Annotated in this window: 21 protein-coding genes; 8 read left to right on the plus strand and 13 right to left on the minus strand. The window is 63.9% G+C overall.

Annotation, left to right across the window (positions count from 1 at the left end; all coding sequences use genetic code 11):
- Window positions 1-5: 5 nt before the first annotated feature.
- Both AAHK20_RS08095 and AAHK20_RS08100 read right to left on the minus strand, forming a co-directional pair.
- A complete protein-coding gene (locus AAHK20_RS08095; protein WP_449180932.1) occupies window positions 6-1,661 on the minus strand; it encodes an Nramp family divalent metal transporter in 1,656 nt (551 codons plus the stop codon).
- Between the two features lie 93 nt (window positions 1,662-1,754).
- A complete protein-coding gene (locus AAHK20_RS08100) occupies window positions 1,755-1,904 on the minus strand; it encodes a hypothetical protein (protein ID WP_449180933.1) in 150 nt (49 codons plus the stop codon).
- 292 nt (window positions 1,905-2,196) lie between these two features.
- Between AAHK20_RS08100 and AAHK20_RS08105 the strand changes: the two genes are divergently transcribed.
- The 3 genes from AAHK20_RS08105 to AAHK20_RS08115 all read left to right on the plus strand — a co-directional run bounded on the left by AAHK20_RS08105 (window position 2,197) and on the right by AAHK20_RS08115 (window position 4,934).
- A complete protein-coding gene (locus AAHK20_RS08105; protein ID WP_449180934.1) occupies window positions 2,197-2,490 on the plus strand; it encodes a hypothetical protein in 294 nt (97 codons plus the stop codon).
- Window positions 2,491-2,993: 503 nt separating this feature from the next.
- A complete protein-coding gene (locus tag AAHK20_RS08110; protein ID WP_449180935.1) occupies window positions 2,994-3,221 on the plus strand; it encodes a hypothetical protein in 228 nt (75 codons plus the stop codon).
- Window positions 3,222-3,461: 240 nt separating this feature from the next.
- On the plus strand, window positions 3,462-4,934 hold the full coding sequence (locus AAHK20_RS08115) for a carbohydrate porin (RefSeq protein ID WP_449180983.1): 1,473 nt from the start codon (window positions 3,462-3,464) through the stop codon (window positions 4,932-4,934).
- On the opposite strand, the gene AAHK20_RS08120 is transcribed toward AAHK20_RS08115, so the two are convergent.
- From AAHK20_RS08120 to AAHK20_RS08130, 3 genes are all read right to left on the minus strand, one after another.
- Window positions 4,931-5,206: a hypothetical protein gene (locus tag AAHK20_RS08120; RefSeq protein WP_449180936.1), complete on the minus strand. Its 276-nt coding sequence runs from the start codon at window positions 5,204-5,206 to the stop codon at window positions 4,931-4,933. The two genes, AAHK20_RS08115 and AAHK20_RS08120, sit on opposite strands and share 4 nt — an antisense overlap.
- 72 nt (window positions 5,207-5,278) lie before the next feature.
- Complete coding sequence (locus AAHK20_RS08125; RefSeq protein WP_449180937.1) at window positions 5,279-7,075, minus strand: IlvD/Edd family dehydratase; 1,797 nt, start codon at window positions 7,073-7,075, stop codon at window positions 5,279-5,281.
- Window positions 7,076-7,164: 89 nt separating this feature from the next.
- A complete protein-coding gene (locus AAHK20_RS08130) occupies window positions 7,165-7,947 on the minus strand; it encodes a Mut7-C RNAse domain-containing protein (protein WP_449180938.1) in 783 nt (260 codons plus the stop codon).
- Between the two features lie 168 nt (window positions 7,948-8,115).
- On the opposite strand from AAHK20_RS08130, the gene AAHK20_RS08135 reads away from it, so the two are divergent.
- Entirely contained in the window at window positions 8,116-8,985 is an 870-nt protein-coding gene (locus AAHK20_RS08135) for an NAD(P)-dependent oxidoreductase (RefSeq protein ID WP_449180939.1), read from the plus strand.
- Between the two features lie 182 nt (window positions 8,986-9,167).
- Window positions 9,168-9,803, plus strand: a complete 636-nt coding sequence (locus tag AAHK20_RS08140; RefSeq protein WP_449180940.1) for a LysE family translocator — start codon at window positions 9,168-9,170, stop codon at window positions 9,801-9,803.
- Window positions 9,804-9,875: 72 nt separating this feature from the next.
- Here AAHK20_RS08140 and AAHK20_RS08145 read toward each other — a convergent pair whose 3' ends face one another.
- Both AAHK20_RS08145 and AAHK20_RS08150 read right to left on the minus strand, forming a co-directional pair.
- Window positions 9,876-11,141 (minus strand): DUF3443 domain-containing protein, encoded by a 1,266-nt coding sequence (locus tag AAHK20_RS08145; RefSeq protein WP_449180941.1) that lies wholly within the window; start codon window positions 11,139-11,141, stop codon window positions 9,876-9,878.
- A 10-nt stretch (window positions 11,142-11,151) separates the two neighbouring features.
- Window positions 11,152-11,574: a DUF2844 domain-containing protein gene (locus tag AAHK20_RS08150; RefSeq protein WP_449180984.1), complete on the minus strand. Its 423-nt coding sequence runs from the start codon at window positions 11,572-11,574 to the stop codon at window positions 11,152-11,154.
- A gap of 611 nt (window positions 11,575-12,185) precedes the next feature.
- Here AAHK20_RS08150 and AAHK20_RS08155 point away from each other — a divergent pair.
- Window positions 12,186-12,560, plus strand: a complete 375-nt coding sequence (locus tag AAHK20_RS08155) for a response regulator (RefSeq protein ID WP_449180942.1) — start codon at window positions 12,186-12,188, stop codon at window positions 12,558-12,560.
- A 177-nt stretch (window positions 12,561-12,737) separates the two neighbouring features.
- Here the strand turns inward: AAHK20_RS08155 and AAHK20_RS08160 are convergent, their stop codons facing one another.
- From AAHK20_RS08160 to AAHK20_RS08180, 5 genes are all read right to left on the minus strand, one after another.
- Window positions 12,738-13,565, minus strand: coding sequence for an OmpW/AlkL family protein (locus tag AAHK20_RS08160; RefSeq protein ID WP_449180943.1), 828 nt, complete (start codon window positions 13,563-13,565; stop codon window positions 12,738-12,740).
- A 20-nt stretch (window positions 13,566-13,585) separates the two neighbouring features.
- Entirely contained in the window at window positions 13,586-14,842 is a 1,257-nt protein-coding gene (locus AAHK20_RS08165; RefSeq protein ID WP_449180944.1) for a DUF2957 domain-containing protein, read from the minus strand.
- Window positions 14,843-14,928: 86 nt separating this feature from the next.
- Window positions 14,929-16,269 (minus strand): DUF2957 domain-containing protein, encoded by a 1,341-nt coding sequence (locus tag AAHK20_RS08170; protein WP_449180945.1) that lies wholly within the window; start codon window positions 16,267-16,269, stop codon window positions 14,929-14,931.
- Window positions 16,270-16,763: 494 nt separating this feature from the next.
- Window positions 16,764-17,711 carry an N-acetyl-gamma-glutamyl-phosphate reductase gene (gene argC, locus AAHK20_RS08175; protein ID WP_449180946.1) on the minus strand — a complete coding sequence of 316 codons (948 nt, stop codon included), beginning with the start codon at window positions 17,709-17,711 and terminating at the stop codon, window positions 16,764-16,766.
- 269 nt (window positions 17,712-17,980) lie between these two features.
- Window positions 17,981-18,583 (minus strand): YbhB/YbcL family Raf kinase inhibitor-like protein, encoded by a 603-nt coding sequence (locus AAHK20_RS08180; protein ID WP_449180947.1) that lies wholly within the window; start codon window positions 18,581-18,583, stop codon window positions 17,981-17,983.
- A gap of 274 nt (window positions 18,584-18,857) precedes the next feature.
- On the opposite strand from AAHK20_RS08180, the gene AAHK20_RS08185 reads away from it, so the two are divergent.
- Window positions 18,858-19,547: a response regulator gene (locus AAHK20_RS08185; protein ID WP_449180948.1), complete on the plus strand. Its 690-nt coding sequence runs from the start codon at window positions 18,858-18,860 to the stop codon at window positions 19,545-19,547.
- Window positions 19,548-19,685: 138 nt separating this feature from the next.
- Here the strand turns inward: AAHK20_RS08185 and AAHK20_RS08190 are convergent, their stop codons facing one another.
- A complete protein-coding gene (locus AAHK20_RS08190; RefSeq protein ID WP_449180949.1) occupies window positions 19,686-20,372 on the minus strand; it encodes an orotate phosphoribosyltransferase in 687 nt (228 codons plus the stop codon).
- Window positions 20,373-20,902: 530 nt separating this feature from the next.
- Here AAHK20_RS08190 and AAHK20_RS08195 point away from each other — a divergent pair.
- Window positions 20,903-23,173, plus strand: a complete 2,271-nt coding sequence (locus AAHK20_RS08195) for an NADP-dependent malic enzyme (RefSeq protein ID WP_449180950.1) — start codon at window positions 20,903-20,905, stop codon at window positions 23,171-23,173.
- The last annotated feature ends 35 nt before the right edge of the window (window positions 23,174-23,208 follow it).

The following is a 23,208-nucleotide window of genomic DNA, read 5'->3' on the forward strand; positions in this document are numbered from 1 at the left end:
CGACTTCAATGCCACGCCATCTGCACGACCTTGACGATCACCAGACCCACTGCGATCACCAGATACCCGCGCAGCACACCCATCCACACGCGCTTGGACAGCGTGAGGTTCGGCTTCGGCAGATCGTCGAGGTGCGGCATCCGCCACGTGTCGCGGACCTTCTTCAAGGCCGCCTTGTTCAGCGCTGGCGCTTCTTGCTCCACCGCGCCGCGCGACTTGCGCACGATTTCCGTTGCCGCGTAACCGACGACGGCGAGCAGCGTGCCGCCGACGAGGATCTCCATGATCGCCTTGCCGCTGATATCCGGATAGACAGTGGCGGCGGTCAGGATGATCGAGAGCACGACCAAAATCCAGACGATGGCGCCGGTGAACAGGTTCAGCTTCTTGCCGTTCACCCACGGACCGAGCACGGCCTTGTCATTGCACAGAAGCAGCAGGAACACGGTGGCGCTCGGCAGGAGCACGCCGGCGAGCGTCTGCACGGCTTCGGTCAGGAGGCCGAGCGGGCTGCCCGGCATCAGCACGAGCGCCGCGGCCAGCGCGATGATGCCGAAGTACACGAGGTAGAAGCCCTTCGCGTCGAGCACGCTGCGATGCAGCGAGTGACGGATCTTGAACACGTCGCCCATGGCGTAGGCCGTCGCGAGCGAAACCGCGGCGGCGCCGATGATCGAAGCGTCGAGCAGCGCGACGGCGAAGATCGTCGCCGAGGTCGGGCCGACATACTTGTGCAGCCCCGCGATCACGCCGCCTGCATCGGTGAAGTTGCCGAACTCGGGCTTGCCGCCGAAGAGCGCGGCGCAGAATGCCATCATCGCCACGGCGCCGATGATCACGAACGCGATGCCGATCCACAGGTCAGCCTTTTCGTACTTCATGAAGCGCGGCGTGATGCGCTTGTCGATCACATAGCTTTGCTGGAAGAACAGCTGCCACGGCGCGACCGTCGTACCGACGATGCCGATGACGAGCAGCATCACGTCGGAGAGCTTCGAGTTCGCGGGCCAGTTCGGAATGAAGAAATCGCGCGAGATCTGGCCGACGGGCGGGTGGATCGAGACGAGTACCGGAACCAGCAGCAGGCTCAACAGGCACAGCACGATCGCAAAGCGTTCGAAGCGTCTGAAGTTGCCGGTACTCACCGCGGCCATCGTCAGCACGGCGGCGATGCAGACGCCGAGAACCTTCGACACGCCGAGATACTCGAGCGCGAAGGTGATGCCGATGAATTCGGTGACGATGGTGAGCGCATTGAGCAGAAACAGGTCGATGACGCTGAAGGCGCCCCAGAACTTGCCGAAACGCTCGAAGATCAGGCGCGCATGGCCGACGCCCGTCACGGCGCCAAGGCGCAGCACCATTTCCTGGTTCACGTACAGCACGGGGATCAGCAGCGCGAGCGTCCAGAGCAGCGTCGTGCCGTAGTTTTGGCCGGCTTGCGTGTAGGTGCCGAACGCGCCGGCGTCGTTGTCGCCAACCATCACGATGAGTCCCGGGCCGAGAATCGCAAGCAGCGTGCGCAGGCGCGCCCACCAGTTGGTGCGCGGCGCGGTGTCGTGGTGTGCGATCGTGCCGAACGCGCCGCGAATATCGCCCACGTGGGCGTCGTCGAGCACGGCGCTGCGTGTCGTCGGCGAGACGTTTGCAGGTGTGGACATTTTTAGTTTTCCTATAGATAAAGCGAATGCGGTCGTGGCGCAGCCTGCCGGACGACGTCTTTCGAGCGGCCGGCCGCGCTATTTCAGTTCTTGTCAGTGAGCGAGCTTCTTGAGCGCGGTCCAGAACGCCGCGGCCATGCGGGCCGAAACGCTCGAACGCGGCTCGAGCGTCAGCATCTCGTTGTACTGGTGACGAGCTTCGTCAACGCGCGGAAGCTGCGATACGAGAAGTGCGAAGTGCATGGTGAATCCTCCAAAATCATTGAAACCTGGGGCCCGAGGGTGGCCACTCCGGTTTCAACTCACACGGATCTGGGCGATCGGACGTGTGGGGAGGAACGAATGCGGGCCTTCCGTCAGGCGAAGCAAAAAATAGGGCGCGTAATCGCGCGGGTACGGCAAGAGTGACTAGGCTCAGGGTCGGGCATTTCGATTTCCTTTTGTCTTTCCCGTTGTCGCGTCGCGAAATACGGATGTGTTGAACCGCACGCCGTAACGAGCGCCGGTGCTGCGGGAGCGCGGCGGTCGAAAAGGCGTGAACGAGCAGCGCCCCGAGCCCGATGGCTCGATGCGCCAAACCATCGAAGCGAATGTGCGAACGCGCACACGTCGCGAAGACGGCGTTTCGATCGAAGAGGTGCGAAGGAAGTACTGCGGAAGCTACTGCGATGCGCACCGTCTGCCTGCTGGCATGACGGCGGCTAAAGAGGAATCAGCGCGGGGCGTCGTGCCTGTCAGGCAGAAAAACTGTTCGAAGATCGACTACTGCAACTGTCCAAGGCATATGCCCCATTTGTGGAAACACCTGAATTTTAGTTATTCGCTATGAGTCAAGTCAACGCATAACCCGGATAAATTTTCTTACGTTTCAATTACATAGTGGGTATCATGCGAATTCGTCTGCACACCTTGGTATCGGATGGGGTGGTCCGGTGCGCAAGCTGTTCATGCGGCGTATTCAGGGACGATCCAGGGATGAAGCTCGAACCGACTAAGCACTGCGTAGCAATTTTTTGTTGCAAGTCCCGAAGAGGCGAGCATAGAATCCGCCCTGTCTTAAGAACAGGAGTCCCTCGTGGACGCATGCCCTAGTAGTGGATGTAGATTGCCGGCCCGTGCCGGCATCCCCCTCGCAATCGCGCGTTAGCCACGCCGGAACCTCCTGCCGCCGCTGACTCGCCTTGCCGGGTCAGCGCGCTTTCTCTCAGGCCATGCCGATGGCCTGTCTGCAGCACGCTCCCTTTTAGTACCACGCTCGTTTCGCTCTGTGCGAGGCGTTGCGTTGCCTATCGAACGTTGCCCGGCTCGACCGGGCTCGACGGGAGTCGAATCATGCATATCGAACGCTTTCTGCGCGTCTCACGCGACTACCTGAATGCACCGCGAAGCGAGGCGCCACCCGCGCGTGCGCCGCGCCCGGATTGTCCGCGGCCGTGCTGCAATTGGCCCAAGCCGAGCGCGCGTCAGCAAACGGGCGGCGCAAAGCAGCGCGCCGCTTCGCCGGGCCTGGCTGACGTCGGTTACAACGCGTCGCGCCTGTGGAAGTCGCCGGGGGCGTGAGCTTCCCATTGCCGAGCGCTCGAGGTCGCTCGGCATTCAGACCCTGACCACCGTTTCAACCGAAATCCTGCTGCATGCCGATGCCGAGCGGCTTCGCCGCGTCGGCTCGGCGCGTGTTCATTCGCTCTACAAAAGAAACCAACAATGAAAGTCACTTCCTCACACGCACAACCTCGAAACAATAGCCGCGCGTTCCGCCTGTCAGGCGAGTCGCGTTTGAAGCCGATCTGCGCCGCGGCGATGCTGGCGCTCATGCTGGCCGGCGGCGCGTTCGTCTCCGCGGCCCATGCCCAATCGGCGGATACGACGCCGCCTGCCGCGAACGGCGGCGCACCCACGGGAGCCGCAGCCGATGCGACTCCGGCTCAAGGCGCTGCGCCCGCAACCGCCGCCGCGCAGCCGGCCGATCAGGCGCCCACGCCGGCCGGCCTCTGGGACCGTTCGAACCTGTTCGGCGACATGGGCGGCCTGCGTACCTTGCTCGGCGACCACGGCATCACGCTTGGTGTGCAGGAAACGAGCGAGTTCTACGGCAACTTCTCGGGCGGTAGGAACAAAGGCGTCGCCTACGACGGCGCGACGCTGTTCGGACTCGGCGTCGATACGGATAAAGCCTTCGGCCTGAAGGGCGGCCAGTTCAACGTCAGCGCGCTGCAGATTCACGGGCACGGCATCACGGCGGCGAATCTCGATACGGCGCAGACGATCAGCGGCGTCGAGGCATCGGCTACGACGCGATTGTGGGAGCTCTGGTACCAGCAGTCGTTCTTCGACGACAAATTCGACGTGAAGGTCGGCCAGCAGAGTCTCGACCAGGAATTCATCGTCACGGAGTACGGCGGCACGTTCATCAATGCGACGTTCGGCTGGCCTGTGCTGCCGTCGGCCGATCTGCCGGCGGGCGGCCCAGCCTATCCGCTGTCGTCGCTTGGCGTGCGGCTGCGCGCTAAGCCGAGCGACTCGGTGACGGTGCTCGGCGGCGTGTTCGACGGCAACCCGGCGCCCGGCGTCGGCGATCCGCAGAAGCTCAATGCGAGTGGCACCAACTTCAATCTGAACAACGGCGCGTTGTTGATCGGCGAAGTGCAGTACGCGATCAACCCGCCCGCGCCGGCGGGGCAGCCGCAACCGGCAGGGCTTCCGGGCACCTACAAGCTCGGCTTTTGGTACAACACGAATCGCTTCGCGGACCCGCACTACGCGCAAGACGGCACATCGCTCGCAAACGCGCCGGAGGGCGCCGAGCCGGCCACGCATCGCGGCAATTTCAGCCTTTACGCGGTCGCTGATCAGATGGTCTGGCGGCCGAGCGCCGACAGCCCGCAGTCGGTCGGCGTATTCGCGCGTGTGATGGGGGCGCCGAGCAATCGCAATGTGATCGATCTCGCGCTGCAAGGGGGCGTCGTGCTGAAGGCGCCGTTCAAGGGGCGCGACAACGATTCGGTCGGGCTTGCGGTCGGCTATGCGAACTTCAGTTCGGCCGCGAGCGCGCTCGATCGCGACACGGCGGCAACGACGCCCGGTTATCCGGTGCGCTCGGCCGAAACGGTGATCGAGGCGACGTATCAGTACCAGGTCGCCCCGTGGTGGCAGTTGCAGGCGGACTTCCAGTACATCGTTCGTCCGGGCGGAGGGATTCCGAATCCGAACAACAACGGTCAGCGCATCGGCAACGAAGCGGTTGCCGGGCTGCGGACCGTCGTGGAGTTTTAACTCGCTGCGAGACCTTTGCGCAGCAGCTCGTCGACGAGGCCGGTCATCCCTTCCGGATGGCTGGACGCACGCTCTTTCAGCGTTGCCACGAGCTCGCCGTCGAGCTTGCACGCGAACGGCACGAGCCCTTTCGCCTGATCGAGCTTGCGCTGCTCGCGACGGTCGAGCACTTCCGTCGCGCCTGCGCCGAAGCGATCGGAGCGATTCTGTTTCATCGATTGGGTCAGTTTCAGCGCCTTGTTTTTTTCAAGGTCGGTTTTCTTCATTGCCATGCGGAAGTGTCCTGCGGTTGGATGCGGTGGGCCCGTATTGTACGCACAGCGCGGGCCCACCGATTCCAAAGGTCAATGATTGTGTCGCGACTCGCCGCGCGTCTCGATGACGTTCAGATACAGCGTCGCGTGTTCGAGGCAAGCGCCGGTCGCGTGCTGGCCGACCATGCTGCGATAGATCTCCTCCCACGGCGTCTTGTGCTGCAGGAGCGGCGCCTTCCACGCGGCGCGGCGCGCGGCGAGTTCGTCCGCGGAAATCATCACGTCGACTTTGCGCGCTTGCAGATCGATACGGATCTTGTCGCCGGTCTTGAGCAGCGCGAGATTGCCGCCGACCGCCGCTTCAGGCGACACGTTCAGAATCGACGGGCTCGCCGACGTGCCGCTTTGCCGCCCGTCGCCGATGGTCGGCAGCGTATCGATGCCTTCCTTGATCAGCGCGGCGGGCGGCTGCATGTTGACGACCTCGGCGCCGCCCGGATACCCGACCGGGCCGCTATTGCGAATCACGAGCACCGAATGGGCGTCGACGCCGAGCTCGGGATCTTCAATGCGCTCGTGATAGTCCTCGGGCCCTTCGAACACGATGGCGCGTCCTTCGAAGACATCCGGATGCTCGGGATCGGAGAGGAAGCGCTTGCGGAACGCCGAATCGATCACACTGATCTTCATCACGGCGCTGTCGAACAGGTTGCCCGACATCACGACGTAGCCCGCGGCTTCCTTGAGCGGCTCCGCGTAGCGGCGAATCACTTCGCGATCCGGCTCGGCGACGTTCGCGAGGTCTTCGGCCAGCGTGCGTCCCGTGACCGTGCGCACGCTGCCGTTCAGCTTGCCGGCATCGAGCAGCTCCTTCATCACCGCCGGCACGCCGCCCGCGCGATGGAACGCCTCGCCGAGAAAACGCCCGGCCGGCTGGCAATCGACCAACAGCGGCACGTCCGGCCCGAGCCGCTGCCAGTCGTCGAGCGTGTGCTCGACGCCCATGTGCCGCGCGATCGCGATCATGTGAATCGGACAATTCGACGAACCGCCGAGCGCCGCCGCCGCGACCACGGCGTTCTCGAAAGCGCCCTGGGTCATGATGTCCGACGGGCGCAGGTTCTCGTGGATCATGCCGACGATGCGTTTGCCGGTGGCGTAGGCCATCTGCCCGCGCTCGCGATGCGGTGCGGGAATCGCGGCGCAGCCGGGCAGCGACATGCCGAGCGCCTCGGCCAGCGAATTCATCGACAGCGCCGTGCCCATCGTATTGCAGTGCCCCGCCGACGGCGCCGACGACGCCACCATGTTCATGAATTCCTCGTAATCGATCTCGCCAGCTGCGAGCCGCTTGCGCGCGTGCCAGATGACCGTGCCCGAGCCCGCGAGCTTGCCGTGCCACCAGCCGTCGAGCATCGGCCCACCCGAGAGCACGATCGCGGGGATGTTGACCGTGGCGGCGGCCATCAGGCACGCGGGCGTGGTCTTGTCGCAGCCGGTGGTCAGGACCACGCCGTCGAGCGGATAACCGTGCAGGATCTCGACGAGCCCGAGGTAGGCGAGATTGCGGTCGAGCGCGGCGGTGGGGCGCTTGCCGGTTTCCTGAATCGGATGGACCGGAAATTCGAGCGGGATGCCGCCCGCGTCGCGGATGCCGTCGCGCACGCGCGTGGCGAGTTCCAGATGATGACGATTGCACGGCGCCAGATCCGACCCGGTCTGCGCGATGCCGACGATCGGCTTGCCCGACTGCAACTCTTCGCGCGTGATGCCGTAGTTCATGTAGCGCTCGAGATAGAGCGCGGTCATGCCGGGGTTGGACGGATCGTCGAACCAGCGGCGGCTGCGCAGGCGGTGCGGCTGGTCCGAGTCGGGGCGATGGCGCATGTCGGGTGTCTCCGGGGCTTGGTTTGAAGTTCGCTTGCGTGTTGATGCGTTGTGGCGGCGCGCGCGTCACGCGGCCGGGCGAGCCGTCATTATTGTGCGCCTCCCGCGGCCGGCGGCGCGGCATGCACGCCGTCCACGACGGCGTCCATCAGCGCACGCATGCGCCTCCAGTGCGAGCCTTCCCAGAAGACCCGCCGGCAGATGTCGCACGTGACGAACTGCGTGTGCCGCTCGAGCACGCCCTCGGGCGCGCGGTCGGCCACTTCGTGCTTCTCGATCCTCCGCAGCGGCGCGTTGCAAGTCAGGCACAGCCGGAACGGCTTCGCGCTGCTTGCCAGATCGAGCCGCCCGAAAATCTCGCGCAACTGCGCCTCGGGTTTCAGCGCGCGCACGTAGCAGCCGTGCGTGATCGTGCGGCGCTTGAGCAGCTCGCGGTCGCGCGTGAGCACGATCCGCTGTTCCGTGGCGGCGAGCGCTTCGATCGCGGCGTCGGCGTAGTGGTTGTCGTAGAGCGTGTCGAAGCCCGCGAGCCGCAGCAATTGGGCGAGGCCGCCGAGATGCGCGTCGGCAACGAAGCGGATCGTGCGCAGCGGCTCGGCGCGCACGCGCAGAAGCGGGCGGATGTCGAGCGCTTCGAATTTGGGGTAGACCGCGACGCGGTCGCCGTCCTGAAGAATGCGCTCGAAGCCGACCGATTCGCCGTTCACGAGGATCAACTCGACTTCCGTATGGGGCACGCCGAGCGCTTCGATCATATGTTTGGCCGTCGCGGCGGGCGCGCACACGCAACTGAACGACCGCCTGCGCAGCGGCCGGGCGATGAAGTCGTTCAGCTCTTCATAGAAGCGGAAAGTCGCGGTGACGGGAGCCATCGGATCAGTATGGCACCAAGGCGAGCGGCTCGCCGGGCCGCTCTGCCGCTTTTTCACCATGCGTATCAGCGCCTTGCACGTTGGCCTTGCGCTGGCCTGGCCGCCAGCAAGCTTCACGCGCTTGTGCTCTACTCGCTAGTTCTTTGCGGAGAAACGAAGGAGCAATCCATGGATATCGGTTTTATCGGTCTGGGCAGCATGGGCAGTGCGATGGTCGCGAATCTCCTGAAGGCGGGGCATCGCGTCAGGGTATGGAACCGCACGGCCGAGCGCGCTCGCTCGCTTGCGGAACTCGGCGCGCAAGTGGTCGAAACGCCCGCCCATGCGTTCGCGGGCGATGCCGTGCTCTCGATGCTCGCCGACGACGCGGCGGCGCGCGAGGTGTTCGATGCCGAGTTGCTCGAACATGCGCCGCGCGGTCTGATCCACGTGAACCTGGCGACGGTTTCGGTCGCTTACGCCGAGGAAATCGCGCACGAGCACGCGGCGCGCGGGCTCAACTACGTGGCCGCGCCGGTGATGGGACGTCCCGACGTGGCCGCGGCCGCGAAGCTCACGATCATGGCGGCGGGCCCCGCCGAAGCGATCGATCGCGTGCAGCCAATCTTCGATGCAATCGGCCAGAAGACGTGGCGCCTCGGCTCCTTGCCGCAGCATGCGAACGTCGCGAAGCTCGCGGCGAACTTCACGCTCGCCTCCGCGGTGGAGACGCTCGGCGAGGTGTCGGCGCTGCTCGGCGGCTATGGCGTCGCGATGACGGATTTTCTCGACGTGATCACGAGTAGCGCGTTCCCGGGACCGGTGTACCAGGGCTACGGCAAGCTGATCGCCGAGGGGCGCTACGAGCCGGCGCTGTTCAAGGCGCGCCTGGGCTTGAAGGACGTGCGGCTCGCGCTCGCGGCCGGCGACGCGGCCTCGACGCCGCTGCCGATCGCGAGCGTCGTGCGCGACAGCCTGCTCGACGCGATCGCGCACGGCGACGGCGACAAGGACTTCGCGGTCCTCGGGCAAGTGGCGGCGCGGCGCGCTGCGCGCTAACCGGGGCCGAGCGGGCGGGCGATTCGGGCGACCGGCGTGGGCGACCGGCGTGGGCGACCGGCGTGGGTGGTCGGCGCGGAGGGGCTAAAGGCCCGCGCGCCGCGGCCGCCCGGAAATATTCGACGCTTGCAGGCATAATCAGCCGCTTAACCCATTCCGAATCACTTGTCCGCACCATCGCCATGAACCTGCATACCTGGTGGCTTTACGTCGCCACCGTTTTCGTCGTTTCCGCCATTCCCGGCCCCAACATGCTGCTCGTGATGACGCATGGCGCGCAGCACGGCCTGCGCCGCGCGAGCGCGACGATGGCGGGATGCCTGTCGGCGCTGGTGCTGATGCTGTCGGTGTCGGCGGCGGGGCTCGGCGTGTTTCTCGAAGCATGGCCGGCGATGTTCAACGCGCTGCGGCTGATCGGCGCCGCGTACCTCGTGTATCTCGGCGTCAAGGCGTGGCGCGCGAAGGTCGACGAAGCGCCTGACGCGAACGGCGTCGAAGCGGCCGCCAGGCCCGTTCGCTCCCCCGCGGCGCTCTATCGCAACGGCTTCCTGGTCGCGAGCAGCAACCCGAAGGCGATCCTGTTCGCCGCGGCGCTGTTGCCGCAGTTCATCAACGAAGCCGCGCCGAAGCTGCCGCAATTCGGCATCCTTGTCGCGACGTTCGCGGTGATCGAGGTGAGCTGGTACCTGGTCTACGCCGGCTTCGGCCTGCGTATCGGCGCGACGCTCAAGAGCCGCAGCGTCGCGAAGGCGTTCAATCGGCTGACGGGCGGCGTGTTCGTCGGATTCGGCGCGATGATGGCGCTCGTGCGGCACTGACGAATCGCCATCGCGCGAAAAAAGGGAGCGTCGCTGGCGCTCCCTTTTTTTATCCACGCGACGCGTCTTGGGTCAGTACGCGAAGTAAGGGCCGGCGCCGCCCGGTGTCGATTGCTGCTCGACCGCCGCGTAGATAGTGCGGCCATAGAAGAACGGCAGCCCCCAGTCGAATACCGACGAAGTGACGAACGCTGGCCCGGCCAACAGCGGCAGCACCGCATCGGCGCCGCGGGTGTTGGCGATTTCGGTGGCGTTGCCGACGGTGAACGTCACCGAGCTCGTCACGCCGTTGACGCCTTCATTGACCGCACTGAACTGCTCGTTCGACGCCGGGCAGTAGTACGCGTTGTTTGGACTCGCGCACGCGGACATCTGGCTGGTGGCGAAAAAGATCCCCGTCGAGCCGCTGTCGATCATGCTTTTCGTATAGGTCGTGCCGTTCTGCACCGTCGTGAAGTCGCCCGTCGACGCGTTGGCCGCGAGCACCTGCGCCGAGCCCAATCCGTTATTGCTTTGCGTGCCGATGCCGAAGATCAGTTGACCGGCGAGCGACACCGCGCCAGTCGCCGGGGATGCCGGAAGGCTGACGATCGCGCCGTTGTTGTCGGCCGCGAAGTAGGGGATCGGATTGGCGACCTGCAGCGGCTCCGCGACCGCAAGCGAGGTGCAGCCCGACGAGGGACACGTGTAGTACGTCCCTGCGACGGCCTGCGCCGCGCACGTCGCCCCGCAATCGTGCTTGAACACGCCGATGCCGAGGACGCCGTTTGCCGCCAGCGCACCGGGCGTGTTGCGCGACGTGCCGGTGTTCGCGCAACTGGAGGGCAGGCTCGCGTAGTTCGGATCGATCACTTGGATCGGCAGCGACGCCGCGGTTTCGCCCGCGATCTTCACGTCGGCCGTGCGGACCGCGCCCCAGGTGTAGCCGTCGAAGAACTGCATGCATTCGGCGAGCGTGTTGCCGTTCGCGTCGGACTCCTGCGGCAAGGCGACCGACGCCGGCAATTGCGACGCGAACACCCGCAAGCCCCATGACCCGGTATCGACGAGCACGTGATCGATCGTCTGGCAATTGCCTGTCCCCGGCGCGCAGACGGTGACGCTCACGAACGGCATATTCGGCACATTCGAAATGCCGCTGTCGACGATGATCGTCGCCACATTGGCGGCTAGCGCAGGCGCGGCCGAAGTGTTGGTCGTGCCGCTCGAACTCGAGTTGTTGCTCGCCGAGGACGCAGCGGATGAGGAGCCCCCGCCGCCACCGCCACAGGCGGAAAGCATTGTCGCGGCCAAGGCGGTCGCGAGCGCGAGCCGATAGAGGGAAGAAAGGGCACGCATATGCGCTCCTTCACTGAATGACGCTGGCGTCGACGCCAGCGGGCAATGCCGCGGGCAGATAGGCGTGTCCGGCAAACGCGCGCAAGTGTCCGCCGGAATACACGACCAAATCATCCGCCGACACCGCGAGCCGATTGCCACGCCCCGTCGAACTCGCGGCGACATAGCGGTCGAACGCGGCGCCGAGCGTGGACTTCAAATCGGGCAGTGTCGGACCGTCCCACGCCACGCCGAACACGACGCCGTTTTGCGCGACGTATTCGCGCACCACGGTGCCGGAGGGCAGCGTAATCGTATGAATTGAATAGGCCGCTTGCGCGCTGCTCGCGTGGCTGACGGCTCGCATCGATGCCGCGTCATCCGCGATGGAACTGGCGGATTGCCCAAGAGACCCGTAGGCGAGGGGCGCATAGACGAGCGCTGCCCCGAGCATTGCGCGAGCAACGCTCGTATCGAAAATCGGTTTCACGAGACTTCCTTTGCGGTGAAAGCCGCTTGCGAGCCTAGGTGACGCGCAAGCGAAGAACGGCAATGCATCCTGCGCATACGGCTTTCATTGCTGCTGCCGCTACGGAACGGACACTGTCGAACTGCTTGGTTGCGTCTACGGAAAAGCGGCGCGGAACTTTAACGATCGGCCGATGCGAAATGCGTGGAATGCGCAATCGTTTGCGATTGAATTTGAACGGTATGAGGAATGCGGACTGTTCGAGACCGGACACTCGGCCGTCGACTGCATGAGGGTTTGACGCTTTTTGGTGGGTTCGCGCGCGTTTGAATCGAACTGCCGTTCAAAAAGGGTCTGACGGGGTCACAAAAAAAAGTTGGCGACTCGATAGAAAACGATTTTCTTTTAACCAAGCGCTGAAAAGCCTTGCGCGAATCATCGTTTCAGACAACAGTTCGGAGTGCGATTCACAAGGATTGATGTGATGATTTCGGCCCGATCGGTGGAATGCGCAACAGATTGTTGCGAAAGAGTGAAAATTATTCGCCCTGAAACTGATCAAACGAAGAAATGCAGCAGACACATCGGGAGGCACCGTGCATAAGAGCATATTGATCGCCGGTCGCGACGACGATGCGCTAGCGGGCCTCGCGAATCTGCTCGACGAGATGGGCTACGACTTGATCCTCGCGCACACCGCGGCCGATGCGCTGAGCCTCACCGAGCGCAATTGGCCAGATGTCGCGATTCTCGACATCGGCGGCCCCGAACTCGACGGCCTGGCGACCGCGCGCCAATTGCGGGACATGGCGGGGGACCGTCCGCTGTTGTTGATCGGGCTCACTGGCTGGGGGCAGCCGCAATATCGCGACATGGCGCTCGCTGCCGGTATCGACGTGCATCTCGTCAAGCCGGTGGGTCCGGATCAGTTGAGCTTCATCCTGTCGATGGCGTGCGAACGAGCGGATTGACTTTCGGTGTGGCGCGGGCGCAACGAGGCTGAACTTCGAAACAATGAGATGTTGCACTGCAACTAAGGGTTTGCTATAGTAGGAACTGTCTCCTCCATGTCTCCTCTGATATGGATTCAGCCCGCCAACTTAGGCGGGCTTTTTTTTGCCCCAATACAAAGCGGTCCCCATTTCCCATCAGAACTTGTACGACACGGCGACGAACGTGATGATCGGGTCCGCCTTCAATTCCGCCTGCGACTCGGCGAGCTCCGTGCCGTCTGCGGCCTTGATGATCACCGACGACGTGGTCTTCAGCGGGATGTAGGTCACATTTGCGGTCATGCCCCAGTGTTTCGTGAAGAAATACGAAGCGCCCACGTTGAACACCGGAGCCCATGATGACGACGCTTTCGCCGATACGCTCGTCGTCCCTGGCTTGTTCGCGCCGGCGGCAAGCACCGCGCCGAGGTTGTTCTGCGTCGATTGGATGAACGCGGGGTTCAGTTGGATATTGGTGAAGAAGTTATACGAGACGCCGATCCCGACATACGGCCGGAATTTCGCCGTGGCCTTCCCGAAGTAGTACTGCAAGAGCACTGCCGGGCTCCATTGCCGCACGCTGTTGATGATCGGATTCGCCGACGGATCGCCCAGGTTCTGGATGCCGAGCGCGCCGGCCGGTCCCGGCGGCTTGATGGTGCCGTGGCCGTAGACCTTGAACGTCGGCGGCACGCCGGCGACGCTCGTCAGCGCGATGTTGTCGGTGAAGAAGTGGCTCGACACGAGCCCCGCCGTATTGGCATTGTTGGTCGACAGCCCCGTGCCGGTCGAGGTGAACGAACTCGGCAACCGCAGCGGCGTGTTGATCGGCACCGGCGCGACATTCGTCGTGAGCGGCGTGCTCGATTGCTGGGGCGCCACGTGAAACCAGCCGAGCGTGACCACGTTGTCGCCCGCCTGCTGCGCATGCGCGGCGAGCGAGACCACGGCCGCGACGAGCGCGGCGCCTATTTTTTTGATCATGTCCTCCCTCCTCGCGCGATCTACTGCACGAATGCGCCGATCGTGAAATACGGCGATGACGGCGTCGATTCGTCGAGAAAGCCGAAGATGCCCCCTGTGAAAATGAACTTGCCGGTCGCGGCGCTGCCCGTCGACGCGCCCACGTGCGACGACCTCACCACGCCCGGCACGCTCTGCGTGTAGTCGAGGTTGAGCGCGGTCGCGAGCGACGCCTGTGAGGCGTTGAATGGATCGAGCAGCGTGGCCTGGGTGCCTTCGAGCGCGGTCGTCCGGTAGTCGAACTGGCTGTCGACGCCGATGTACTCGCCGTCCTGCGAGTCTTGGCCGATCGTCGTTTGCGGGGCGAGGATCGAGATGCCGGATTCGTCGTCGGCGACGGGCCCGGTCAAGCCGTTTTGCGGATTCGTCGCGAGCGACGAGTTCGCGACGCCGGTGCGGACCAGGATCGGCACCAGTTGGCCGCGCAGTTGACCGACGATCATGAAGCCTTTTGCGACCGGCGTTGGCGCGAGCGTCGGCTTCGCCTGGCCTTGGAAGTGGTCGGTTTCGAAGGCGCCGCTGCCGTCCGCCGACTGCACGAAGTTGGTCCCGGGCTGCTGGCAGGTGCCGGCGTTGACGCCGGTGTTGTCGCACTCGGTCCAGGTGCCGTCGGCGTGGATCGTGATCTTCGAATCGACCGCGACCGGCAGGAAGTTCTGCGACGGAACCTGGTGATAGCCGACTTGGTTATAGGTGCCCGCGACGCTCGCGAGGTTCGTCTGCAGCGACGAAAAGCCGATGAACGGGTAGTAGGGGAAGGTCGTGTCGGGCACCGCGCCGTCGCCGCCGACGCCGTTGAACTGGATCTCCTTGCCCGGAATCGTGCCGCCCGCGACGCCTTCGCCGATGAACACGCGCGCCGGCCGGTTCGGGTCGAGACTCGCGCCGTTCAGCCGGTACGCGCAATTGTTGAGCTTTTGCGTTGGCAGCCCGGTTTCCTGGGTCAGCGTGCCGCTTTGCGTCGTGCCGGCGCGCGTCGGCGCGACAGTGCCGGTGGTTTGCGGAATCGGCGATTCGATATAGGTGACCTGCCACGTCAGCTTGGTCGTGTCGAGCTGCAGCTTGACCAGTTCGCCATCGCCGCCGCCGCCCGTGTAGACGGTGCTGTAATCGAGCGATGACGGGCACAGGCTCGCGGCCACGGGCGCCGGGTCTCCGCCGCCGCCGCCACCGCCGCCGCCGCACGCGGCAAGAAAAGGCGCCGCAACGGCCAGCGCCGAATAGATTTTCCAACTCATGTTGCCCCTCCAGAATGTTTGTCGTTATGGGGCGGCCTGGCTCCCTGTCGGCCGCCTCTTGTTTGATGTACTGCGGTGATGCGCGGCTACTTGCTCACGAGCGCGCCGATGCCGAAGTACGGCACGGAGCTCGTCGTTTGCCCGACGATCCCCGACGACGCCGTGATCCCGCCGTTCTCCTCGCCCTGGATCAAAATCGCGTAGAGCCCGCCCGACGCGATCGCAAAGCCCGCATTGCCTTGCTGATCCGTGACGCCGACGAGGCCCGGGCTCGACAGTCCGTACTGCAAGGCGAAGCCTGATTCCTGCGCGCTCGTCGACGGATTGACGAAGCTGCCCAAGCCGCCTTGGATCAGCGTCGCCGTGTACTTGAAGTTCGAGTCCGCGCCGGCGTAGGCGCCGTCGAAACCGCCTGAGGCAAGCGACTGGGCGGCGGTGAGCAGCGCGATGCCCGATTCGTCGTCGACGGCCAGCTGGCCGGGATTGGCATTCCCGGTGCGCACGACGACCGGCACGATGGCGCCGTTCAGCTGGCCGATCACCATGTGTGCTTGTGCGCTTTGTCCAATCTGGGTGCCGTTGACGATCTTCGGTGGGCTGCTGCTTGCGAAGTAAGAACCGGATGTGCTCGCAGTCCACGCGCCGCCCGTCGTCTTGCAGCTGGAGCTTGACGAGCAGTTGCCGCTGGCATCGAAGGTTTCGACGGCGTTGACGCCGGCTTGGGCCCACGAGTCCGAAGGCTGGATGTGGTAGAGCAGCGCGTTATAGGTGCCCTTCAGGTCGGCGAGGTTGGTGTCGACCTGTGCGAAGCCGATGAACGGATAGAAGTCGAACTTGCGGTCCGGCACGGCGAACAATCCCAGGACGCCCGGATACTGCACCTCGGCGCCTGGAATGCCGCCGCCCGCGACCCCATGGCCGATGAGGATCATCGGCGGGTTCGCGGAGTCGAAGGTCGAGGTGGTCGAGTACGTCCCGCCGGTCGCCGCCGCCGTGCCGGAACCGGGTTCGAGGATGAACGCGCAGCGCGTCTGTTCGGCGGTCGGCAGCGTACCGGCGGGCGGATGGATGACCGAGCCGGTGATCGTCGTGCCGGCGCGGGTCGGCGTGACGTTGCCGGCCGCGAGCGGAATCGGCGATTCGTACCACTTGAGCGTGTAGGTCATCGCGACCGCGTCGATGTGGACGCTCGCGATCTCGCCGCTGCCCGCGCCGCCCAGGTAGGTGCTGTTGACGATGTCCGCCGTCGCGGGACACAACGACGCCGTGGTGCCCGAGGCAGGCGGGCCCTGCACGCCGCAGCTCGAGCCCGAACATTGCGGAGCGTTGATAGCGGTTGGAGCACTTGCGGTGCCGCCGCCGCACGCGATGAAAAGCGGTGCGGCGGCGATGGCCAAAGCCAAGCCTTTTGAAATGGCATGTGACATGCCCCGTCTCCCTGAATGTAATTGTGGGACGTAATTTCGCCGTGCGATTTATTGATGTCAATTGATAAAACCGTCTAAAAAATCCAATTCAAACGCTGGATTTTTTTAATCGCTACGGCGGCTGGGGCGGGGCGCGGAGCCTCAAACAGATGGGACCGTTTCAAGCATCGATGCGGAACCGTTGCTAATCGGCTAAGCCTTGTGGCACAAGACTTTTAGAAAAACGGACGATCGTAATAGAACGCTCGTTCGCGGTCGAATCGGGATATTCCCTAGGCGGAAACTTGTGCTTGAAACCGCCCTAAGTGAAAACGGGATGAATTGCCGATTTGTATCAAATTGTTATTCGAAAGTGTATCTAATTGTAATTGCTTTGAATTTGTCTGATTTATCGATTTGACTATTTTTAATTTAGTCCAGGATTAAAGTTGTTCGAAATAAAAAAGCCGGCTCGTCGAGCCGGCTTTGCACGGGGTGCGGCAGCGCGCTTCGCGTCAGCTTTTCAAGCCGGCGCCTTCCGCCGCGCCGATGCTCAAGTTCATGCACTGGATCGCGGCGCCCGATGCGCCTTTGCCGAGGTTGTCGAGCCGCGCGACAGTCACGAAGCGCTCTTGATTGCCGAACACGAACAGGTCGACGCGGTTGGTGTCGTTGTTCGCCTGGACGTCGAGGAAGCCGGCGTCGAGGTTCTCTTCGGCATCGAACGGTGCGACGCGCACGAACGCTTCGCCCGCATAGTATTCGGCGAAGAGAGCTTGCACGTCCTGCGGGCTCACGCGCTTCGCAAGGTCCTTCGGCGAGAAGTAGGTTGTGACGGCGAGGCCCTTATAGAAGCTGCCGACGATCGGCGTGAACACCGGCGCGTTCTTGAGGCCGGTATGCGCGGCCATCTCCGGCAGGTGTTTGTGCGTGAGTGCGAGCGCGTACGGGCGCGGGCTGTTGAACTTGGCGTTGCCGCCTGCTTCGTAGTCCGCAATCATTTTCTTGCCGCCGCCGCTGTAGCCGGTGATCGAATAGCTGTGCGCGGCGAAGTCAGGCGAGACCACGCCGGCTTCGACGAGCGGCCGCATCGCGAGCACGAACGCCGATGCGTGGCAGCCCGGCACGGCGATGCGCTTGGCGGTGCGCAGACGCTCGCGCTGCGCGCGGGCGAGTTCGGGAAGGCCATAGGCCCAGTCGGCGGCGGTGCGAAACGCGGTGCTTGCGTCGATCAGCACGGTCTTGTCGTTCTCGACGAGCGAGGCCGATTCGCGCGATGCGACATCCGGCAGGCACAGGAACGTCACGTCCGAGGCGTTGATGAGACGGCGGCGCTCGTCGAGGTCCTTGCGCTTCGCTTCCTCGATGCGCAGGATTTCCACGTCGTCACGCTGCGACAGATACTCGAAAATCTTCAGGCCGGTGGTCCCTTCCTGTCCGTCGACAAAAACCTTGGTGCTCATCTCGAATCTCGCTTGACTGACTGAGTTCAACTGGTGGATGCACGCCTGCTGCACGCGATCCGCGAATCCGTGATTTTAAAACCGGATGGCGGCGCGTGTGCGGATGCTAGGGCAAAAAACACGTTGCGCCGCGCAAATGACGCAGATATGACACAAATGCCGGCAGTTCAGCGGCCGTTGCCTGTCGTTCGAAGCCGAACCGCAGCGGTGTCGCGCGCGTTGGCGAGTGCCGCGGCAACGCTCAAACAAAGCGCGGCCAGACCGATCCGTCAGCGCCCATAGGTGACGACAAGCCGCGCGGAACCGAGAGTCGCCGTGCCGATCTCATGATCGAACATCAGCGCGGGGCGGCCGGTTGCGATCCGCAGATCGGTCGTATCAAGCGCGTAGACGGTGATGACGTAGTGGTGCGGCTTACCGGGCGGCGGGCACGGGCCGCCGTAGCCATCGGTGTCGAAGTCGTTGCGCGCTTCGACGGCGCCGAGGTTTTTCAGATAGCCTGACGCGCTGGCATTGGCAGGCAACTGGTGAACGCCTGGCGGAATGCCGGCCACCGCCCAGTGCCACCAGCCGGGGCCCGGGGAGTCGAGATCGAACATCGTCACGGCGAAACTGCGGGTGCCGGCCGGCGCGTCGCGCCATGACAACTGGGGCGACCGGTTGCCGCCCTTGCAGTCGCCCTCATCGAAGACTTGGGCGTCCGGCACGGTGCCACCCGACCGAAGGTCGACACTGGTCACGGAAAAGGCACCTTCCGCAAGCGCGCGAGGGCCATTGGCGATTATGATGGCGGCGCTCAGGAACATCAGCGCCAGATACGGCAGGCGAGGGTAAGGCGAAGCGAGCGAAACGACCAGGCAACGCTTGCGCATGAGTCGATTCTCCTGTCAGGGGCGAGGCTTCGAGGTTTCTTTGAACGATTAGTGTCCCAATAATGTGCCCGGACGTGAATTCAAGTCTAACATTAGGGCTGCGCAGCGGTTATGGGTATTACCGCAACGAAATGTGGGGGTGCGGCGTTTCTGCCATTTCGGCGCGCTGTTACGGATGCGGGCAGCCCGGCACAGGCCGGTCGGCGTCACAAACAAATAAATAACGGTTTGCATGAACGAATTATCGGAAAGCGAAATATCCGCGCGGAAGCCAATGCAACACCGCATGAAAGTCGTCGTGGCTGACGACCATCCGGTGATTTTGCTCGGGGCCGAGCAGGCGCTGATGAAATTCCCGGATGTCGAGGTGGTGGCGCAGGCACGCCAATCGACCGAGCTCATCAAGGTGCTGCAGACGGTGCCGGCCGACGTGCTGGTGACGGATCTCGCCATGCCGGGCGGTCAGTACGGCGACGGCTTGCCGCTCATCAGCTACATCCTGCGGCACTTCCCCGGCCTGCGGATTGTCGTGCTGACGATGCTCGAGAATGCGGCGCTGCTCAAGCGCCTTGGCGAGATCGGCGTGATCGCGGTCGTCAACAAGTCGGATGACCTCGCCCATATCGGCCTCGCGATTCGCCATGTGATGCGCGACCTGCCGTATGCGAGCCCGTCAGTACGGACGTCGCTCGATACGCTGCGCATCAATGCCGGCGGGAAGACCGATGACGTGATCCTCTCGCGCCGCGAACTCGAGGTGGTGCGGCTTTTCGTATCCGGCATGACGATCAAGGAAATTTCGACACAACTGAACCGCAGCATCAAGACGATCAGCACGCAGAAGAATATGGCGATGCGCAAGCTCGGCTTGGAGCGCGATTCGGAGCTCTTCCAGTATGCGCAAAGCAACGGGCTGATGAACTTGTCGTCCGGTGCGTTGGAAGGGCAGCCGACGCCGGAATAAACGATCGCGCGCGAAGCCGGCCCGCACGCGCGCAAATCCGTAAAGCAAGAAAAAGCCGCCTGTCGCGATGACAGGCGGCTTTTTTATGGTCGCCGCGCGGCGGGCAAGCGCTGCCGCGGGCGAAGGCCTGAGCCTAGCTTACTGGGGCGCGGACGTGGCGCCGCCGTGCGCCGCGGACCATTCGGCCGGCGCGTGCAGGAACTTCTCGACTTCGTCGAGCGTCTTCGGGTCGAAGTAGCCCGACGCCTTCGCGACGCGCAGCACGTCCCACCACGTGGCGAGCGCGTGCAGGTCGACGTCGATGTCTTTCAGCACCGAGACGCTTTCCTTGAAGATGTTGTAGTGGAACAGCACGAAGCAGTGGTTCACCTTCGCGCCCGCCGTGCGCAGCGCGTTGATGAAGTTGATCTTGCTGCGGCTGTCCGTGGTCAGGTCTTCCACGAGCAGTACGCGCGAACCTTCTTCCAAATTGCCCTCGATCTGCGCATTGCGGCCGAAACCCTTCGGCTTCTTGCGCACGTATTGCATCGGCACCATCAGGCGATCGGCGATCCACGCGGCAAACGGGATGCCAGCGGTTTCGCCGCCCGCGACAGCGTCGATCTGCTCGTAGCCGACGTCGCGCAGAATCGTCGTTTCCGCCATCTCCATGAGGCCGCGGCGCACGCGCGGATACGAAATCAGCTTGCGGCAATCGATGTAGACGGGGCTCGCCCAGCCAGACGTGAAGATGTACGGCTTTTCGGCGTTGAAGTGCACCGCTTGCACTTCGAGCAGCATTTTGGCGGTCGTGTCGGAGATCGTTTGGCGATCGATGCCTGTCATGGGGCGGAATCCTTGGGTATGAACTAGAGAGGCGGGCGTGTGGCCCGAATGGCGCTGATCAATGCGCCTCGTGCCGACGAAAGGGACGAGGCGTGGGCCGTGCTGGATGCGACTGGCGGCCGGATTGCTGCGCGCGTAGGCCGACATTTTACCCGAATTGAGATGGCTTGCGCCGCCGGTTGCCCGTACGCCCGGTTGCCCGTAGTCGGGCTGGTTGATGTTGCGGTTCAGGCGCGAATCGGCCCAAGAAGCCGCTCCGTATCCGAAGCGAATATGCGGCACCGCAGCATCGCGAACTCTGATCCGGCGCGGCTCCGGGCGGCCTGCGGCGCCGCACGTATTTTGCGATTAGGGGGTGTACACTAAGTCCCCCGAAAAACGTACTGCGCTGTCTTGCCATCCGCCAAGGTTCGAAGGCGCGCCCAACCGGCGCGACAAAAGAGCCGTCGCCGACCATCCAACCGATATTCGCCAACGCCGCTCCTAGCGCAGTGCTGGGCCCTATTTCATAACGTCTCGCAGGCTAAAACATGGACGAACAACTGAAGCAAAGCGCTCTCGCCTACCACCAGAATCCGAAACCCGGCAAGATTTCGGTGACCCCGACCAAGCCGCTGTCGAACCAGCTTGATCTGTCGCTGGCGTATTCGCCGGGTGTGGCCGCAGCATGCGAGGCGATTCACGCCGATCCGCTCGATGCGCAGAAGTACACGTCGCGCGGCAACCTCGTCGGCGTGATCACGAATGGCACCGCGGTGCTCGGCCTTGGCAACATCGGCCCGCTGGCCGCGAAGCCGGTGATGGAAGGCAAGGGCTGTCTCTTCAAGAAGTTCGCGGGCATCGATGTCTTCGATATCGAACTGTCCGAATCCGATCCCGACAAGCTCGTCGACGCGATCGCGATGCTCGAGCCCACGCTCGGCGGCATCAACCTCGAAGACATCAAGGCGCCCGAGTGCTTCTACATCGAGAAGAAGCTGCGCGAGCGCATGAAGATTCCGGTCTTCCACGACGATCAGCACGGCACGGCGATCATCGCGTCGGCGGCGATCCTGAACGGCCTGAAGGTGGTGGGCAAGGATCTGGCGAGCGTGAAGCTGGTTTGCTCGGGCGCGGGCGCGGCGGCGATCGCGTGCTTGGACCTGCTCGTGAACCTGGGCCTCACGAAGAGCAACATCCTCGTCACCGATTCGAAGGGCGTGATCTACGAAGGCCGCGGCGGCCTCGATCCGTCGAAGGAGCGCTACGCAGCGAACACCGACGCGCGCACGCTCGCCGACGCCATCAAATCGGCCGACGTGTTCCTCGGCTGCTCGAGCGCCGGCGTGCTGAAGCCCGAGATGGTCAAGGAAATGGCCGACAAGCCGCTGATCCTCGCGCTAGCCAACCCCGAGCCGGAAATCCGTCCGGAAGAAGCGAAGAAAGTGCGCCCGGACGCGATCATCGCGACGGGCCGTTCGGACTATCCGAACCAGGTCAACAACGTGCTGTGCTTCCCGTTCATCTTCCGCGGCGCGCTCGACGTCGGCGCGACGACGATCACGGAAGAGATGAAGCTCGCCTGTGTGCGCGCGATCGCCGAACTCGCGGAAGAGACCGATCAGGGCGATGAAGTCGCGAAGGCGTATGAAGGCCACACGCTCGAATTCGGCCCCGAGTACCTGATTCCGAAGCCGTTCGATCCGCGCCTCATCATCAAGATCGCACCGGCCGTCGCTCAGGCCGCGATGGATTCGGGTGTTGCAACGCGTCCGATTCAGGACATGGACGCTTACCGCGAGCAGCTCGGCGCGACGGTCTACCGCACCGGCATGGTGATGCGCCCGGTGTTCGCCGAGGCGAAATCGAAGGCCGCGCGCATCGTGTTCGCCGAAGGCGAGGACGAGCGCGTGCTGCGCGCCGCGCAGTTCGTGCTGACCGAGAAGATCGCCAGGCCGATCATCGTGGGCCGTCCGGCGGTCGTCGAGATGCGTCTGAAGAAGATGGGCTCGAAGCTCAAATGCGGCGAGGATTTTGAGATCGTAAATCCGGAAGACGATCCGCGCTATCAGAAGAGCTGGCAGGCCTATCACGAGCTGGGCGCGCGCGACGGCGTGACGCCTGAAGTCGCGAAGGCCGCGATGCGCAAGTTCAATACGCTGATCGGCGCGATCCTCGTGAAGCTCGGCGACGCCGACGGCATGATCTGCGGCTTGATCGACACCTACCACAGCCACCTGAAGTTCATCGACCAGGTGCTCGGGCGCGCTTCGAACGCCCAGCACTTCGCGGCGATGAACCTCTTGATGCTGCCGGGCCGCAACCTGTTCATCTGCGACACCTACGTCAACGAGACGCCGACCGCCGAGCAACTCGCCGAGATGGCGATCCTGGCGGCGAGCGAAGTCGAGAAGTTCGGCATGACGCCGAAGATCGCGCTGCTGTCGAACTCGAACTTCGGCAGCGCGCCGTCGGCGTCGTCGCGACGCATGGCCGAGGCGCGCGAGCTGATCGCGGCGCGGGCGCCGCAGCTCGAGGTGGACGGCGAGATGCACGGCGATGCGGCGCTGTCGGAAGTCGTGCGCAAGCAGGCGTTCCCGGGCACGACGCTGCATGGCGAGGCGAACCTCCTGATCATGCCGAACGTCGAGGCGGCGAATATCACCTACAACCTGCTGAAGATGATCGGCGGAGAAGGGGTGACGGTAGGACCCGTCCTACTCGGCGCGGCCAAGCCGGTGCATATTCTTACGCCGGCCGCGACGGTCCGTCGCATTATCAACATGACGGCGGTCGCGGCGGCGAACGTGCATGCGGGGTGATGGATTGCCGCTGAGGTAGATTGACGCGCCGCCTT

The organism is Trinickia camelliae (assembly GCF_053525655.1).

Excerpts from the sequence above, each read along its gene's own strand:
- AAHK20_RS08180 (WP_449180947.1), bottom strand. The coding sequence starts at position 18,583 with ATGCGCAAGCGTTGCCTGGTCGTTTCGCTCGCTTCGCCTTACCCTCGC.
- AAHK20_RS08100 (WP_449180933.1), bottom strand. The coding sequence starts at position 1,904 with ATGCACTTCGCACTTCTCGTATCGCAGCTTCCGCGCGTTGACGAAGCT.
- AAHK20_RS08170 (WP_449180945.1), bottom strand. The coding sequence starts at position 16,269 with ATGTCACATGCCATTTCAAAAGGCTTGGCTTTGGCCATCGCCGCCGCA.
- AAHK20_RS08150 (WP_449180984.1), bottom strand. The coding sequence starts at position 11,574 with ATGCTCGGGGCAGCGCTCGTCTATGCGCCCCTCGCCTACGGGTCTCTT.
- AAHK20_RS08190 (WP_449180949.1), bottom strand. The coding sequence starts at position 20,372 with ATGACAGGCATCGATCGCCAAACGATCTCCGACACGACCGCCAAAATG.
- AAHK20_RS08160 (WP_449180943.1), bottom strand. The coding sequence starts at position 13,565 with ATGATCAAAAAAATAGGCGCCGCGCTCGTCGCGGCCGTGGTCTCGCTC.
- AAHK20_RS08120 (WP_449180936.1), bottom strand. The coding sequence starts at position 5,206 with ATGGCAATGAAGAAAACCGACCTTGAAAAAAACAAGGCGCTGAAACTG.
- AAHK20_RS08195 (WP_449180950.1), top strand. The coding sequence starts at position 20,903 with ATGGACGAACAACTGAAGCAAAGCGCTCTCGCCTACCACCAGAATCCG.
- AAHK20_RS08130 (WP_449180938.1), bottom strand. The coding sequence starts at position 7,947 with ATGGCTCCCGTCACCGCGACTTTCCGCTTCTATGAAGAGCTGAACGAC.
- AAHK20_RS08165 (WP_449180944.1), bottom strand. The coding sequence starts at position 14,842 with ATGAGTTGGAAAATCTATTCGGCGCTGGCCGTTGCGGCGCCTTTTCTT.
- AAHK20_RS08095 (WP_449180932.1), bottom strand. The coding sequence starts at position 1,661 with ATGTCCACACCTGCAAACGTCTCGCCGACGACACGCAGCGCCGTGCTC.
- AAHK20_RS08135 (WP_449180939.1), top strand. The coding sequence starts at position 8,116 with ATGGATATCGGTTTTATCGGTCTGGGCAGCATGGGCAGTGCGATGGTC.
- AAHK20_RS08145 (WP_449180941.1), bottom strand. The coding sequence starts at position 11,141 with ATGCGTGCCCTTTCTTCCCTCTATCGGCTCGCGCTCGCGACCGCCTTG.
- AAHK20_RS08110 (WP_449180935.1), top strand. The coding sequence starts at position 2,994 with ATGCATATCGAACGCTTTCTGCGCGTCTCACGCGACTACCTGAATGCA.
- AAHK20_RS08115 (WP_449180983.1), top strand. The coding sequence starts at position 3,462 with ATGCTGGCGCTCATGCTGGCCGGCGGCGCGTTCGTCTCCGCGGCCCAT.
- argC (WP_449180946.1), bottom strand. The coding sequence starts at position 17,711 with ATGAGCACCAAGGTTTTTGTCGACGGACAGGAAGGGACCACCGGCCTG.
- AAHK20_RS08125 (WP_449180937.1), bottom strand. The coding sequence starts at position 7,075 with ATGCGCCATCGCCCCGACTCGGACCAGCCGCACCGCCTGCGCAGCCGC.
- AAHK20_RS08140 (WP_449180940.1), top strand. The coding sequence starts at position 9,168 with ATGAACCTGCATACCTGGTGGCTTTACGTCGCCACCGTTTTCGTCGTT.
- AAHK20_RS08185 (WP_449180948.1), top strand. The coding sequence starts at position 18,858 with ATGCAACACCGCATGAAAGTCGTCGTGGCTGACGACCATCCGGTGATT.